Origin of the sequence: Rossellomorea aquimaris (assembly GCF_001877785.1) — a bacterium.
GTDB lineage: Bacteria > Bacillota > Bacilli > Bacillales > Bacillaceae_B > Rossellomorea > Rossellomorea aquimaris_A.
Genome location: NZ_MINN01000161.1, coordinates 11,746 through 27,084 on the forward strand (window position 1 = coordinate 11,746; position 15,339 = coordinate 27,084).

The 15,339-nt window shown below is 47.8% G+C and carries 12 protein-coding genes; 8 read left to right on the top strand and 4 right to left on the bottom strand.

Annotated features, from left to right (window positions below; genetic code table 11):
- Window positions 1-183 precede the first annotated feature (183 nt).
- Entirely contained in the window at window positions 184-1,779 is a 1,596-nt protein-coding gene (locus BHE18_RS21940; protein ID WP_083573931.1) for a malate:quinone oxidoreductase, read from the top strand.
- A 52-nt stretch (window positions 1,780-1,831) separates the two neighbouring features.
- On the opposite strand, the gene BHE18_RS21945 is transcribed toward BHE18_RS21940, so the two are convergent.
- Window positions 1,832-2,536 (bottom strand): DUF421 domain-containing protein, encoded by a 705-nt coding sequence (locus BHE18_RS21945; RefSeq protein ID WP_071620608.1) that lies wholly within the window; start codon window positions 2,534-2,536, stop codon window positions 1,832-1,834.
- A gap of 364 nt (window positions 2,537-2,900) precedes the next feature.
- Between BHE18_RS21945 and BHE18_RS21950 the strand changes: the two genes are divergently transcribed.
- Window positions 2,901-4,289 carry a YjiH family protein gene (locus tag BHE18_RS21950; protein ID WP_071620609.1) on the top strand — a complete coding sequence of 463 codons (1,389 nt, stop codon included), beginning with the start codon at window positions 2,901-2,903 and terminating at the stop codon, window positions 4,287-4,289.
- Window positions 4,290-4,585: 296 nt separating this feature from the next.
- A complete protein-coding gene (locus BHE18_RS21955) occupies window positions 4,586-5,791 on the top strand; it encodes an aminotransferase-like domain-containing protein (protein ID WP_071620610.1) in 1,206 nt (401 codons plus the stop codon).
- Between the two features lie 87 nt (window positions 5,792-5,878).
- Here BHE18_RS21955 and BHE18_RS21960 read toward each other — a convergent pair whose 3' ends face one another.
- Window positions 5,879-6,730 (bottom strand): pentapeptide repeat-containing protein, encoded by an 852-nt coding sequence (locus BHE18_RS21960; protein WP_071620611.1) that lies wholly within the window; start codon window positions 6,728-6,730, stop codon window positions 5,879-5,881.
- Window positions 6,731-7,137: 407 nt separating this feature from the next.
- Between BHE18_RS21960 and BHE18_RS21965 the strand changes: the two genes are divergently transcribed.
- Window positions 7,138-7,968 carry a hypothetical protein gene (locus BHE18_RS21965; RefSeq protein ID WP_071620612.1) on the top strand — a complete coding sequence of 277 codons (831 nt, stop codon included), beginning with the start codon at window positions 7,138-7,140 and terminating at the stop codon, window positions 7,966-7,968.
- Complete coding sequence (locus BHE18_RS21970) at window positions 7,956-8,756, top strand: hypothetical protein (protein WP_071620613.1); 801 nt, start codon at window positions 7,956-7,958, stop codon at window positions 8,754-8,756. Before BHE18_RS21965 ends, BHE18_RS21970 begins: the two co-directional genes overlap by 13 nt.
- A 523-nt stretch (window positions 8,757-9,279) precedes the next feature.
- On the opposite strand, the gene BHE18_RS21980 is transcribed toward BHE18_RS21970, so the two are convergent.
- Window positions 9,280-9,903, bottom strand: coding sequence for a sterol desaturase family protein (locus tag BHE18_RS21980; RefSeq protein ID WP_071620615.1), 624 nt, complete (start codon window positions 9,901-9,903; stop codon window positions 9,280-9,282).
- A gap of 200 nt (window positions 9,904-10,103) precedes the next feature.
- Here BHE18_RS21980 and BHE18_RS21985 point away from each other — a divergent pair, with 200 nt between their 5' ends.
- From BHE18_RS21985 to BHE18_RS21995, 3 genes are all read left to right on the top strand, one after another.
- Complete coding sequence (locus BHE18_RS21985) at window positions 10,104-12,146, top strand: bifunctional diguanylate cyclase/phosphodiesterase (protein WP_071620616.1); 2,043 nt, start codon at window positions 10,104-10,106, stop codon at window positions 12,144-12,146.
- 132 nt (window positions 12,147-12,278) lie between these two features.
- Entirely contained in the window at window positions 12,279-13,061 is a 783-nt protein-coding gene (locus BHE18_RS21990) for a cupredoxin domain-containing protein (protein ID WP_071620617.1), read from the top strand.
- Window positions 13,062-13,128: 67 nt separating this feature from the next.
- Window positions 13,129-13,749 carry a DUF3298 domain-containing protein gene (locus BHE18_RS21995; RefSeq protein ID WP_440480410.1) on the top strand — a complete coding sequence of 207 codons (621 nt, stop codon included), beginning with the start codon at window positions 13,129-13,131 and terminating at the stop codon, window positions 13,747-13,749.
- A 37-nt stretch (window positions 13,750-13,786) separates the two neighbouring features.
- Here the strand turns inward: BHE18_RS21995 and BHE18_RS22000 are convergent, their stop codons facing one another.
- Window positions 13,787-15,043 (bottom strand): Nramp family divalent metal transporter, encoded by a 1,257-nt coding sequence (locus BHE18_RS22000; RefSeq protein ID WP_071620619.1) that lies wholly within the window; start codon window positions 15,041-15,043, stop codon window positions 13,787-13,789.
- Window positions 15,044-15,339 lie beyond the last annotated feature (296 nt).

Here is a 15,339-nt window from a genome sequence, read left to right on the forward strand (position 1 = left end):
AATGACAGAATTTTTAGAACTTTAACCAAGTGCGAAGCCTGTGAGCCTTTTTTGTCTTCTTGGTTATTGTGGAAACAGGTTGCACTTTTTTATTATCTTTAAATAGTTTATAATATTTAGATAACAGAAGTTTATATTTATCTGCCAATCAGGATGACAGACTATGATATATTTAGTAATGAGATGTGTTCCTGGAGTGACGCCTTGCTTTTTGTGAAATTGAAGCAGGAGCGCCTGCTCTTTTTTGTGAAAATATTAAAGGTAAGGAAGGGTATCATGAGCAGCATACAGAAGAAAACAGATGTTATCTTAATCGGTGCCGGAGTCATGAGCGCGACTTTGGGATCATTACTGAAAGAGTTAGCACCACAATGGGAAATCACAGTATTTGAGAAGTTGTCGGAACCGGGGGAAGAAAGCTCGAATGAGTGGAATAATGCGGGTACGGGACATGCTGCGTTATGCGAGCTTAACTATACATCCGAAAAGCCTGATGGCTCTATCGATATTACAAAAGCAATTAAGGTAAATGAGCAGTTCCAGGTTTCAAGACAGTTCTGGGCTCATCTGGTCAACAGCAACCTGATCCGTAATCCACAGGACTTCATCATGCCGCTTCCTCATATGAGCATGGTTCAAGGCGCTAAAAATGTGGAATTTTTGAAAAGACGATTGGAAGCGCTGTCAGACAGTCCGCTGTTTGAAGGCATGGAATTCTCGGACAATCCTGAAAAACTGAAAGAGTGGATTCCGCTGATCATGAATGGACGTACATCGAACGAACCGATCGCGGCAACCAAGATCGATTCTGGTACGGACGTTAACTTCGGGGCGTTGACACGCCTATTATTCGACCATTTGAAGACTCAGAACGTCGAAGTCAACTACGGGCACAGTGTCCAGGACCTTAAACGTACGAGCGACGGTTCATGGGAAGTGAAGGTGCAGGACCTTGCCAACGGACGGATTGAAACCCATACGGCGAAGTTCGTCTTTATCGGCGGAGGCGGCGGAAGCCTTCACCTGCTTCAAAAGACAGGTATTCCTGAGTCCAAGCGCATCGGCGGATTCCCGGTGAGCGGTCTTTTCATGGTGTGCAACAATCCGGAGGTCGTGGCCCAGCATCATGCCAAAGTATACGGCAAGGCGAAAGTCGGTGCTCCGCCAATGTCGGTGCCGCATCTTGACACACGCTTCATCGACAATAAGAAATCACTGTTATTCGGACCGTTTGCAGGCTTCTCGCCTAAGTTCCTGAAGACCGGTTCAAACCTGGATTTGATCACTTCGGTCAAACCGAACAACGTCCTGACAATGCTTGCGGCAGGCGCGAAGAACATGGGATTGACGAAGTATCTGATCCAGCAGGTCCTCCTTTCAAAAGAAAAGAGGATGGAAGAGCTGCGTGAGTTCATCCCGAATGCAAAAAGCGAAGACTGGGACATCGTCGTGGCCGGCCAGCGCGTCCAGGTCATCAAAGACACGGAAGCAGGCGGAAAAGGCACCCTTCAATTCGGAACGGAAGTCGTCAGTTCCTCCGACGGTTCGGTCGCTGCCCTGCTCGGAGCATCACCTGGTGCGTCGACAGCGGTCCACGTCATGCTGGAAGTACTCGATAAATGTTTCCCTCAGCACATGAATGAGTGGGAACCGAAAATCAAGGAAATGATTCCTTCATATGGTATATCATTATCAGAAAATCCGGAGCTGTTCAAGGAAATCCATGCTTCGACGGCAGAGGCTCTTGGTCTTAATGGAAAAGAGCTTGCCCACAGCTAAATATTTTTGGTCCAAGAACCTTTGATCTGATTTAGGATCGAAGGTTCTTTTTTTATTGATATAAAAACACCTTGAGGTTATCCTTCCGGTCGATGGTGGCCAGAAGAACATTTTTTACCTCTGTTCCATACTGTTTCTCCAGATTAGACCGAACCCATCGTTCATCCTTCTGAATGTGAGAGAGAACAGTCATATCCATTTTCCCTTCTTTGATGATCGTCCTCGGAAAATCGAAAGGCTCTGTTTCAATCTGGAGAGCAGAAGGGGTCAGCGGCTCATATTTAGGATCGAGAAACACCGAAATTTTCCCGTCTGCCTCCCAAATGGCCATGGCCACTTTTTTAACATCGTCTATTTTATCCTCGCGCAATTCCTCCAGTAACACGTCTAGAGAAATTCTTGCTTTCATCAGTCCCTTATTGAGGACCTTGCCATTTTGAACAAGAGTGATCGGCGGCTGGGAAAGAAGCTTCCTGAACCACGGCCACTTGAGAATAAGATACACACCTCCGACATAGAGGACGACCAGCACAATGGTGGTGATAATCGACCCTTTCAATGCGAGGTGTTCATCTGAAAGAGGGTGGGCAATGATGTTGCCGATTACGAGAGCGATGGCGAAATCAAGCGGCCTGAGCTGGGAGATGGCCCGCTGACCGAGGACCTTGGTGACAATCAGTAAAAAGAAGAACCCGACGACTGCCCTGAGAATCCATTCAACCGCCGTCAGTGATTCCTGACTTTGAAAAAAGTCCATGGGACGACACTTCCTTATGTATGCTTGTACGTATTATTCCACTGTTCACCTAATTTATTTTTATAAAGCTCTTTTCGCATATTTTGTTGCTTTACACACAAGAAAATACCGGAACTTGGGTATTTTCTGATGTACTTCTACCTGTGGTTTAAACTTGAATTCGAAAAGAGCACGTCCACTAGAAGCATTCAGGCTACTAGACAATTTACGAAAAGCAACAATCTTTTAGAAAACAGCCTTTTATAAAAAAAGCTCCTAATCTACCATTTTTCACATATAGGGTTGTATATTTATTCACTTGAATGTTATCTTATTTATACTCAGAAAATTATAAAAACGTGGTATATGAATGGAGGGGTTACATATGCAGACACAAAAATTGCAGCATGCAGAGGAAATCACGGTAAAAAAAGAGTTTACGGCGAAGCAGTATATGAAGTTCTGGCTGCCATCCCTGATTGGGGTCCTGCTGTTTTTGATCCCGATATCGGTAGATGGAAAGGTAACGATCGGGCTTGGAGTCCTGGCGGAAGGACTGCAGGCCATGATTGCCGATTACATCCCGGCGATCATGACCGGGATCATCTGTCTTTCGGCACTTGCGAGTTTAGCGGTAAAATTCACGGATATTCAATTTGTTAAAAAGAGTCCATTCCTTACGGCGCTCTACGATGTCACGCCGTTTTGGCTGACACTGCGCTGGATCGGGGCGGCATTCGCTATCATTACATTTTTCAAAGTTGGTCCTGAATACATATCGTCTGAATTTACAGGCGGGGTCGTGCTGTATGATCTGATCCCCGTGCTGATGGTATGGTTCTTGTTCGCATGCTTATTCATGCCGCTGCTCCTTGAGTTCGGCCTGATGGATTTCTTCGGCACCCTGGTCCGGAATGTGATGGTGCCGCTGTTTAAATTGCCGGGCAGATCCTCAATTGATGCCCTGGCATCATGGATGGGAAGCGGGACGGTCGGAGTCCTGCTGACGACGCAGCAGTATGAAGGCGGGTATTATACGAAACGGGAAGCGGCAGTCGTCGCCACCAACTTCTCGATTGCGTCGATCGCCTTCAGCCTTGTGATCGCCAAGTTTTTGGCGATTGACCACCTGTTTGTCCAATTTTATCTGACGGTGGTGGTGACGGGTGTGATCGCTGCCATCATCTGTCCGAGGATCCCTCCTCTTTCTCTTAAAAAAGAAACCTATTACGAGCCGGTCGGAAAGCAGATCGAAGAGGACGTGCCTGCAGGGGTCTCCAATTTCCGCTGGGGCCTTGAGACGGCCGTTGAAAAGGCAGCCCAGGTTAAAAGTCTCCGCGGTGTAGCAGGCAGCGGGATCAAGAATGTAGTGGACATTTGGTTCGCACTGATCCCACTGGTCATGGCCATCGGGACGGTGGCACTCGTGATTGCCGAGTTCACGCCGATCTTTGATTACCTGTCCTATCCGTTCGTTCCGTTACTCGAACTGCTGCAGATTCCGGAAGCGAAAGCGGCGGCACCAGCGATGATCGTCGGGTTCGCCGACATGTTCCTGCCTGCCGTTGTAGGAAGCGGGATCAAGTCGGAGCTGACCCGCTTTGTGATCGGGGTCATGTCCTTATCTCAGCTGATCTATATGTCTGAAATCGGTATCCTATTGCTTAAGTCAAAGATTCCAATTTCGTTCGTGCAGCTATTCATCATCTTTTTACAGCGTACAATCATCACCCTGCCGGTCGCAGCATTGATGGCCCATTTGTTTTTCTTTTAGGCTTTCGCGTGCTGTCGGCTTATCGGTCCGTCTGTTGTTTGAACTTGAGTGGGTAAAGAGCATGTCCACAAGCTATATTCAGGTTGCATGCCAATTTGCGAAAAGCAGCCACCTTTTAGAAAACAGCCTTCTTTTAAATGGAATGTTTCACGTGGAACATTTGAATAAAGGTGCAGATAAACGAAAGCATTGGCAGCTGTCAATGCTTTCTGTTTTTTATTGGGGATTCGGGTAGAAGCCCGGGGGTTCTTCCTATAAAATGAAACTAAACAATGAATGGAAAGGTGTTTGATCGCGTGAATCCGGAATCTTTTTTTTCAAAAGACATTAAACCCGCATTGCAAAATGATCCCCCGGGGGGATGGATGCCCGTCATTCCCGAAGGATGCATCAGACTGAGTTCCGGCTACCCCGATCCCGGGCTTGTCCCGGTTGAGGAATTGAAGAACTCTGTTGTGAAGCTTTTGGAAGAGGAGAAGGATCTGCCGCTGCACTATATTGGAAGCAAAAAAGCGGACGGCCTGAAGGGGATTCTTCAAAACTTGATGAAGGAACGCCATATGAACATCAAAAGTGACGAACTATTGATTACATCCGGCGCGTGCCAGGCGATCGACTTGATCGCCCGTGTCCTCATTGACGACGAGACGGTCGTGGCAGTGGAATCACCGACGTATATGGAGGCTCTCGAAATCTTTCAGAACTATACGAGCCGATTCATGACGATTGAAATAGATGAAAACGGACTCAGGACCGATCGCTTGGAAAAGGAGCTGAAGGAACGCCGGGAGAAAGGTGAAAAGCTTCCGAAAGTGCTGTATACGATCCCGACATTCCAAAATCCAACAGGCACTACGATGAGGGAGGAGCGCCGTGAGCATGTCATGAAGCTGGCAAGGGATTACGATTTCCTTGTGATCGAGGATGATGCTTACGGGGAAGTATACTTTAATCAAGATACGAGACCATTGAAGTCTCTGAAGAGAGGAAATGATCCGCGTGTCCTGTATATCGGATCTCTCTCTAAGGTCGTGGCACCCGGGCTGCGCATCGGTTGGGTGGCTGCTGATAAGGAGTTCATAGAGGCGTTGTCATGGTTCAAAAAAGATCTTGATCACCCTTTTTCACAAGCAAGCGTAAGCCAGTTTCTGTACGAGGTGGACTGGGAAGAACACTACACCACTTTGAGAAAAGTATACCGTGAAAAATGTTCACTCCTTCTGTCCGAGCTTGAAAACCAAATGCCGGAATCAGTTTCTTGGTACGTCCCTCAGGGCGGTTACTTCGTCTGGCTCAAGGTTCCGGGTGTCGATACATCGAAGCTGCTGGAAAAGGCCGTTGAAGAAGGCGTGTCGTACGTCCCGGGTAAGTATTTCTTTTTGGATCAGGAAGAGGGTCTTGCGTATTTGAGGCTTTCGTTTAGTTATGAGAATGGGCGTGAAATATCGGAAGGTGTGAAGAGGCTTGGCCGGTTGATAATGGCTCAAGTTGCTGGAAGATAACAAAAAAGAGTATGGAATCTTACATGATTTCATACTCTTTTTTGTCTTATAAAGCAGCGTGGTCACAGGGGAATATGTAAGATTATTTCAGTTTATCCAATGACGGGGACGCTGGATATAATAAGGCATTTTTGTAGTACTGTCACCCTTAGCCGAATTCATTTGCATTTGGGTCAAAAACATACTGGTAGATAGATCGGCCCCGCTAAAATCTGCATCCCGTAAATCTGCACCGATAAAGTTGACCGCTCTTAAATCGGTGTTCCGTAAATCGGCAGCAATTAACAGGGCTCCTCTGAAATCAACGGCCCTCAAATCTTTGCCAGTTGCTTTTCTTCCCATCCAATCTGCTCTTGCGTAATCATACTCTGTGATATTTTTAGAACGGGGCAGCCCTCCCATCACTTTTTTTCTTATGCAATCACTTGCAGCGGTCAGCAATTCATTCAGTGTAAATCGGTACACCACCAAATCAAGCGATAATAGGTCCTCCGCGTCTAATTCAGTCAGGTTTTGAAGTTCCTCTAATTTCTCTTGCAGCTCAGCGGATAAGTCGGCTGGGATATCGTACGACAAGGCTTCAGCAGTATAAGCAATCATTTCATGGATTTGTTCCATTATCGGAAATAATTGGAACATTTTCTCTCTGATTTCTGGATGCTCTCTCCAGCTTTGACCTTTGAAAGTAACCTGGGAAACCATTTGTCCAGCCCCTAAACAATCAAAGACCGTACACCCTTTGAACCCTTCTTCTCTTAACTTGCTGTGAATTTGGCAGCTGTAATTAGATTGCAGATTCATGCACGGAGTCCCTGCAGGTTTGTTTATTGGAAAATCATTCGAAGCAAGAATATTAAGTGCTGTGCAGCAGAGGCCAAAGCACTTGGAACAATCAGCAGTTAACCCTTTCCTAATGTCTTTTGCAGTGCCACTATACATGTTTACACCTCTTACTATTATTTTTTGAAAATTTATGTAAAAATATCTTAACATAAGTTCCCTGTTGGGTTTGTCTATTGTTTAACTAACTACCTTCGAATAATAAAATCTTCGGCTCTTAGCGTAGACGGCCTCATGCGAAAGGGGTTCAAAATTAAAGGGTGCGTTTGTCTGAAAGCGATGATGTTACAATCATGTAAACTTAATAGAGTCGAATCCAAAGAACATGGATTCGAAATTTTCACTTTTTATCCCAGAAAAGGACTGGAACTTAAATAATCTGGGTATAGAGTCATGCAGAGAGTATTTCCTTTTATAGGAAAATAACCCTATCTTCACAGGTTTGTGAAACATATAAGCCGGCTTAACCGTGAATAGAAACCATGAAAATTTCAGAGGTGACCATTTTGACAATAGTAGACATTCTCAAGGATAGACTTTCAACAACCGAGCCTTCACAGGATCCGGCGGAAAGAATCATCCATCATTTAGACAACCGGGTCATTGAACGGGTCACGTACAGAAGTGAGGGACAGCCATTTCATAAAATCATCGTGCACTCATCGGACAGTATGACGGTGACAACCCAAAAGGGAGAATTAGAAGCTTTCGAAGCAAGGGAAGATCAGTATAGGATACTAGATACCATCTGCTCCGTCTTTTTCAATGAAAAGACCAAGGATAAAGACCGGCAGGCTTTCCTTGAGTTTCTGAACCTGTTTGCGGTCACCAGTCAGTCGCAGCATGAAAAGCTGGCGTGCTACAGCGTCTTCAATTCGTTGAAAGCATACGAGGAAGGATCTGCCCGTTCTGAAGGGGTAGTGTATCGAAATTACCAAAACACTGAAGTACAAAAAAGAACCATCCTCCATGTGATGGGTGAGCTGCATGAGTGTTTTACTGTCTTCCGGGAATTGACCAAGCTCCCGTCAGCTCAAATCAAAAAACTCATTTCACCTGCCAAGGTCATTTATTTCGCCGTCCTGTCATGGAAGATGATGAAATGGAAGGTTTACAACTTCTGGCATGACCACTATTTCTATTTGTTCAGTAAATGGGAGTCCAACCCTGACAGATTTGAAGATATGTATCTGACATTATATCAGCCGGCAGCTGACATGAACCTGCCCGTACAGGAACAGGATCCATCTTTGAGCGAAACGATTTCCATCAAGGACAGAAATCTCATCATCGATTTCAAAGAAGAAGAAAGGAACGAAGCATCATGGCATTCTTAATCATACCGATCGCGACCATTCCGTTTCTCATTTATGTGTTTGCCTTGATGGACCAACACAGGCACTATCGGGTCCTGCTGAGGTATGCCCTGCTCAGTGCAGGCACCTGGGCGGCCATCTTTGCAGTCACCCTGATCGTGAACCTTCATTACTTGGAAAAATACAGTTTTCCTCTCTTTCCAACGGGATCGGAAATCAAGATCATGCTGTTGGTGTGCGGCCTGCTGTTTGGCATCGTCTTTTTGGTCGTCGTGTTGATGGGTCTGTTTTCGAAGAAATTTATTAAGACCATCGTGCAAAGCTCACCCCTTTTCATTGTGATGAGCCTGTTATGCCTTTCGATCCTGATGATTTTCGTTTTTGTGCTGCCTGTATCGGAAAAGGCGACCTATGCTTCCGCCATGAAGCGTGCGGACCGGTCCTTCGATGAGATGGAGGGAAAAATCGATCAGCCGATCGGGATGACCCTGGTGTTTTCAGACCAGATTTGTTACGGCAGATCCTCCAGCTGCCGGAGTACGGATTATTCCAATCTCGTCTTTATGAAAAACTTTGAGGACCGCGATTTGCTTGTCCAGGTCCAGATGGCCTTTTATGATTCTTCAGGAAACGTCATGGAAACGATCGAAACCGGCACCATCAGAATCGGGGCGAATGAAGCCATTCCTTTCCTTCCTGAATCAGAAATCAAGAGCGGGAAGAGTCCGTGGAATCGATTTACGCTCGATACAGACAGCAGAACGGCAGATATTCAATATCGATACCGGTATAAAGGGGCAGATGAATAAAGGAGCCGGATTGAGTAGTGGAGTTGATCCGCTGCGCGGGTTCGCGGACCAAGGGATTTTTGGATTTGATAATAAAAAGGCCGTTTTTGATAATATATTTCTGTTTTTGATAATATAATTGGATTTTTGATAATAAATTGCCCGTTTTTGATAATAAAATCATCGCAGGGCCCCGGGGAGGCCGGTTTTAGCCTGCGTCAAGGCAGGTAGCGGAGGATTTTGACTCGAAACTTGCTGCTGAACTGAAAAAAAGCCGTTTTTCAATGAAAAAAGGTTGATTTTTTGGTAAAAAAGACCGGGATAAGAAAAAATGGTGACGTGGATCGGAGGTCTCGGCCACTTCAAGGCCATCCATGGTTCCGGCCCGTCACCCGGTTCCAGGCTAACCAAAATTCACGCCGCCTCCCGGTTCCCAAACTAACCCAAATCCGGGCCCCCCAGTGGGACTCCGCATCCTTCCTCCACGCACCACCTCCAGGTACCATGCCAAACCCCGGAAACTGCCCTCGATAAGTTCCGCCAGTCATGCCCGCTTCTCCAAATCCTTCACCGTCTCACTCGAATCCACATCCTTCTCATCTTTCAAAGTCCCAAAAAGGGCATCGACAAACGGAGTCGACACGCCGTACCAGTAGTTTTCATTTTTATAGTGATGGAGGACGTGTGTCTTTTTGAGCCACTTGCCGAATTTCGTTTTTGGCTTGAGCGGCCGGTGGGCTACGTAATGCTTCCATTCGTAGACGAAGAACATGGTGAGGACCCCTGCGCTGAAGGACAGGGTGGCCGGCATAGAGCCTGAGATGAAGTAGAAGATGAGGCTCAGGGCGAACAGGCTCGGTGCGCTGTACCAGATGGGCAGGAATAACAGCTTCAGGTCATTGGGTTTCTTGTGGTGGTCATAGTGGAGCCGTTTGATCAATTTTAGTAAAATGCTATTCTTCGGAGCTTTGATGTGAAAGACAAACCGGTGGGTGAGGTATTCGCTGAACATGTAGGTGACGATTCCGATCGCAAGGAACAGCGGAGTGAAAGCTGTCGGCCCGATGGTGAATAGAAAGGCCAGGACACTCAGAAAAATACCGGCCATAATCAAAATGTCGAGGTGCAGGAAAAAATCACGGTAAATCCCTTTATTCTTCAAGATCATCTTCTCCCGTCTTTTTTAGTAGTGGAGTCATTCTATTATACGCTGAAACGGGACAAAACACCTATTTAATTTCAGAAAATTCAAACTTAATCTGTTTGCCGGTTTACTAGTCCAACCCTATCTTTTTTCATCAACTTTTGTATAATTTAACATGTATCCCAAAATATTAATTCCAACATTACGTTAAATGAGGTTATTATATGTTTTCATTACCTGAATCACCGGACATCACCATCCTTCAGGGGAATTATTCCCTCCCGCTTGTGGTGTTGTCTGTGGTGATTGCCTGCTGTGCTTCTTACACGTCTTTGTCGTTGAATCAGAGGATGCAGCAGAACAGTTTCTTTCATAAATCGTTTTGGCTGGTGCTGGCCTCGGTGGCGATGGGGCTCGGGATCTGGTCGATGCATTTTATCGGGATGAGCGCGTTCATGCTGCCCGTCTCGATGACGTATGATACGTATTTGACGGCTGCTTCCGTCTTTCCTGCTGTGTTTGCTTCTTATTTGGCGTTTTCGTTTTCCAGCCGGAAAACGAAAGGTCATGTACCGGCGATCATCGCCGGTCTCATCATGGGTATCGGAATATCCGCGATGCATTATATCGGGATGGCTGCGATGGAGATGGAGGTGGAATATGTCTACAAGCCGTTGATTCTTACGGCTTCTGTGATGATAGCGGTTGTCGTCTCCTATGTGGCTTTATTCATTTTTTCAAGTTTGCAGAGGTTTATGGGGACGCAGTGGATCAAGATCCTCACATCTGTCCTGATGGGACTAGCGATTACGAGTATGCATTATACAGGGATGGCGGCCGTTGTCTTTTATACGGATACTCCCGTGAACGGTATGCACGGGATGCATAAAATGGACATGTCTCTGCTGGTAATGGGTGTGACGGCAGGGATTTTCATCCTGCTGGCGGTGTCCGGTCTTGCTGGTCTTCTTGACCGCTATGTGGACCACCGCCTTCATCATTACGATGCTCTCACCCTTCTTCCAAATCAGCGGCAGTTCGAACAGGATTTGAAGAACTCAAAGACGGCCGGGAGCCTTGCCATCATCCACATCCATGATCTTGAGAAATGGGTCAGCGGCTATGGCTATACCTTCGGAGACCGCGTGATAAAAGCGGTTGGGGATATCATTGAAGAACGAAAGCTGCGGACTTCAAAAGTCTACCGGATCGAAGGGAACCGTTTTGCCGTCTACCATAGTGAAAAGCATGAATTTGAAAAATTAAAGGCCTGTATGGAGACCGTGCTTTCTGAGCTGAAGAAGCCGCTGATGATCGATGATTACCGCGTCGTGATCGAAATGGCGTGTGCCGTTTCCCATTGTGATAAAGAGGACTGCGATCAGCTGCTGGCCAATACGATGGCTGTCCTCCAGCACTCCTCGATTCAGTATCGGCACGGAGTGATTGAATATGATGCCGCCGTTCATACATACAGTTTTGAAAGGCAGATCGTCCAGGACATCAACCGGGCGATCGAAACCAATGAGCTGTTCATGGTCTATCAGCCGAAAGTACAGACCGGCACCGGGGAAGTGACGGGTGTGGAGGCATTGCTGCGCTGGCAGCACATTGTATACGGGTTTATCTCACCGGGGGTTTTCATCCCTGTCCTAGAGGAGAACGGGAAAATCTTCGAGGTGACGGACTGGGTCATCGAAACGGTTTTCCGGCAGGTCTCACGCTGGCTCGATGAAGATGTCGAATTCAAGCGTGTGTCCATCAACATCCCGGGGCCGTATGTGACGTCATCGAGACTGCTGTCTGTCCTGAATGAGGGATTAAGGAAGTATGGCATCGACAGCTCCTTCATCGAGCTTGAGATCACGGAAACGAGTGTCATTCACGACATCGATAATGCCATCACGGCCGTCGGGCGCTTCAGGGAAATGGGTCTCTCCGTTGCCCTCGATGATTTCGGAACCGGATTATCTTCTCTTTCTTATTTAAGAAAAATCCCGATATCCACGATTAAAATCGATAAATCATTCGTGGACGGTGTCCCGCTTTCCGAAAAGGATTCCGCGCTGCTTAGGGCGATTACTACCTTATGCTCCTCCCTGAATCTGCGGGTTGTCATCGAGGGAGTGGAAACCCAGGAACAGATCGATTTCATCACGGGTATGATCGAGCGCCCCCACATCCAGGGCTATTATTTCTCGCCTCCGCTCGGTGAGGGTGAGTTCTGTGATTGGGTCAGAGAAAGGGAATTGGTAATGAAAGCATAAGGGATGTCTTGATGGACATCCCTTTTCAGATTCTATTAACCTCGCAAGATTGTATTCTTTGTTAAAAAACCATCACTCCCGACATAGACTGAAATAGGTACTAAGTATGATGGGTGTCAAGGGGGAAAATAGATGAGGAACTCGTATACTAAATTGGCGGCGACCCTGTTGTTTATGCAAGTGGTGACCATTCTTTGCTCCGGCTTTTTCATTTTAAGGCATTTTCCAGTGATACATGCGGCGAACGGGGCAATTGCCCTTCTCGCTGCCGTCATTCTTCTTGTGGTTAAGAAAAGGTGGACGCCCGTCATAGGAGTGATTTATGGGCTGATTTTCACGATCTTGACGGTTCCATCCCTTTTCATCTCGATGTTCAGGCATATCGATCCCGAATATAATGCGATGATCGAGGCAAGCAATCCGTTCATCGGCATCAGCTTTCTCAGTGCCTTGATTGTGTTTTTCGTCTTTCTTTCGTCTCTTGCAGGGCTTCTTCTCAACCTGGAGAAAATACCGGCTCCCGCTGCCTGGTTCCCTGTACTGAAAGGGGCTATGGTCGGCGCTGTCCTGATGGGGCTGGTCATCAGCCTGTATCTGCAGCTCCACTGGGTGTCGGGCATCAACGCCGAAACGGTCGGCAAACTGCCAACCATCGTCATGAAGCCTGATTCAGTCGAGCCCTCCGAAATGGAATTGAGAGCAGGGGAAACGGTGGTCCTCCACATCATCAACGAATCAGAAAATAACTGTCATATCCTGGACTTCCCTGAGCTTGATGCCAGTGTTCACACAGAGCGCGGCCGCTCAGGGCTCATTGCGATCACGCCGGAACCCGGCACCTATGAGTATGCCTGCAAACCTCATCACGGCTATGTGAATGAAAACATCAAGGGCGTGCTGACCGTCCTTCCTTAACTGGAGGGTGTTCACGCTGGGCATCCCCTTGAATACAATGGGGTAAAAAGAGCAGAGGATGATGAAGGTGCCAGTAACTTTACCGGTAAGCATCGAGCCGAGGATGATTTCGAACGGTCCGAAACAAGTCGTCTATTACCCGAAAGCTGTACGAATGAGGAGCCGCGATTTTCAGCGCACCATCAACCGGACCATTGTCGCTGAGACCCAGAAGCTGATTCATGAGCAGGTCGGGAATATGCCGTCGACCGTCGAGGAAATGCAGGGATCCTTTGAAATCAAGAACAATCAGCGCGAGGTTCTGAGTCTATCACTCTCCAACTATACGTACCACTATCACGCCGCCCATGGGATGACGTTCATCCGTTCGCTGACGTTCGATCTGGAAAAAGAGAGGATTTGCAGTTTGAAAGATTTATTCAAGCCGGGCAGTGATTATGTGAAGAGGCTGTCAGACCTGGTGGCCGCGCAGATCAATGAGCGGGACATTCCGCTGCTCGGCGAATTCACCGGCATCCGCCCCGATCAGGACTACTACATCGCGGACAAGGCGCTGGTGATCTATTTCCAGCTCTATGAAATCACGCCGTATGTGGCCGGTTTCCCGATGTTCCCGGTCTCTGTCTTTGATCTGCAGGATATCATCGAGGAGAGCGGGCCGCTCGGAAGGATGGCCGTCAATAATTAAGCCTGGGACCACTTGGATCCCAGGCTTTTCTGCATTTTTAAAAAATGGAGATCAATTTCGTCACGGCCAGGATGGCGAACAGCAGGATGCAGGCTGCAAAGACGAAGTTGGCAAGAAGGCTGTTCCGGTAGTCCTTGTCGACCTTTTTCGAATTCAGCAGCCACATCAGGCTGAATGACAGGAACGGCATGAAAAGTGCTCCGAGTGCCCCGTATAAAATGATGAGCTGCACCGGTTTCCCGAAGAACAACAGGAGCATCGGCGGGAACGTGAGCCATGCCAGGAACAGGCGGTATGCCGGATCCTTTTCCGTGACAGGGCGGTCCGTCCTTTTTTTTACAACCCGCACAAAATCCGCGAACAGATAAGGGACCCCGTTCCAAACACCGAGCAGGGATGAGAACGCAGCCGACCAGAATCCGATCAGGAACATCCATGAGATAAACGCCCCGTATTTCTCGCCGAGAAGCCCCGTCAATTTGATCAAGCCCTGTTCTCCTTCGATCTCAATGCCCGTCCCGTATAAAAATTGACTTCCGACAATCAAGAGGGCGAGCGTGAAGATAGCCGTCATCGTGTAAGCAGCCTTGGAATCAAGACGCATCGTCGGGATCCATTCCTTTCCGCTCCAGCCTTTCTCCTTCAGCCAGTAGCCATACGATGTCATCGTGATCGTACCGCCGACACCCCCTACGAGTCCGAGGGCAAGCAGGAATGAACCGTCCGGGATCCTCGGCACGAAGCCTGTCAGGAAATCACCCAGATTTGGCAGGAACAAGAGTGCAGATCCGACGACGGTGACAAACATGATGCCGATCAGGACCATCATGACTTTTTCAAACAGCAGATAGCGGCCCGTCCATACAAGCAGGAAGCCGGCAATCGCATGAATGACGGCCCACGCCCAGAACGGCATGATGGGAAACATCGACGTCATGGCCATCGCACAGGCAGAAGCTGCCGCCGCCCCGTAGACGAATCCCCAGATGACGGCATACACGCCGAAGTAGCCGGTCGCCCATTTCCCCATCTCCTGCCAGCCTTCTAGGATCGTTTTTCCGGTGGCGAGATGCCAGCGCCCGACCCCTTCGTTAAGAAAATGCTTGAGGATGGACCCGACGACGATCGCCCAGACAAATACGAGACCGAAACTGGCCCCCGCGACCAGGGCGGCGACCAGATCCCCCGTCCCGACCCCTGTGGCAGCGGCCACAAATCCAGGACCGATCAGGGCGGCCCGCTTTTTAAAGGATGCCGGTGCTTTTGGAGTGGTTGTGTTCACTTCTAATGACATAGTGTGATGCTCCTTTCTTGATGTGAGTGTAAGCGTCTGCATTTTTATGTACGCTCTTTTGGATGTGCTGCTCTCATTGGAATCCATGATTGGAAAAGAGATTTTTTATGGTATGGATTGGACTCCAACAGCAGATATGTGTGTAAAATTTAGAATATTAGCACTTTACCATGGTAAACGTTTTCGCAGGATGGGCGCAACCCTGTTTTGGCCGCCGGGGATGATGTTGTGGAGCTGCGGGTCTGCCGGATTGTCATTTTTCTTGGATTTTCGGTTGTTTTCAGGTTGAAATTGGG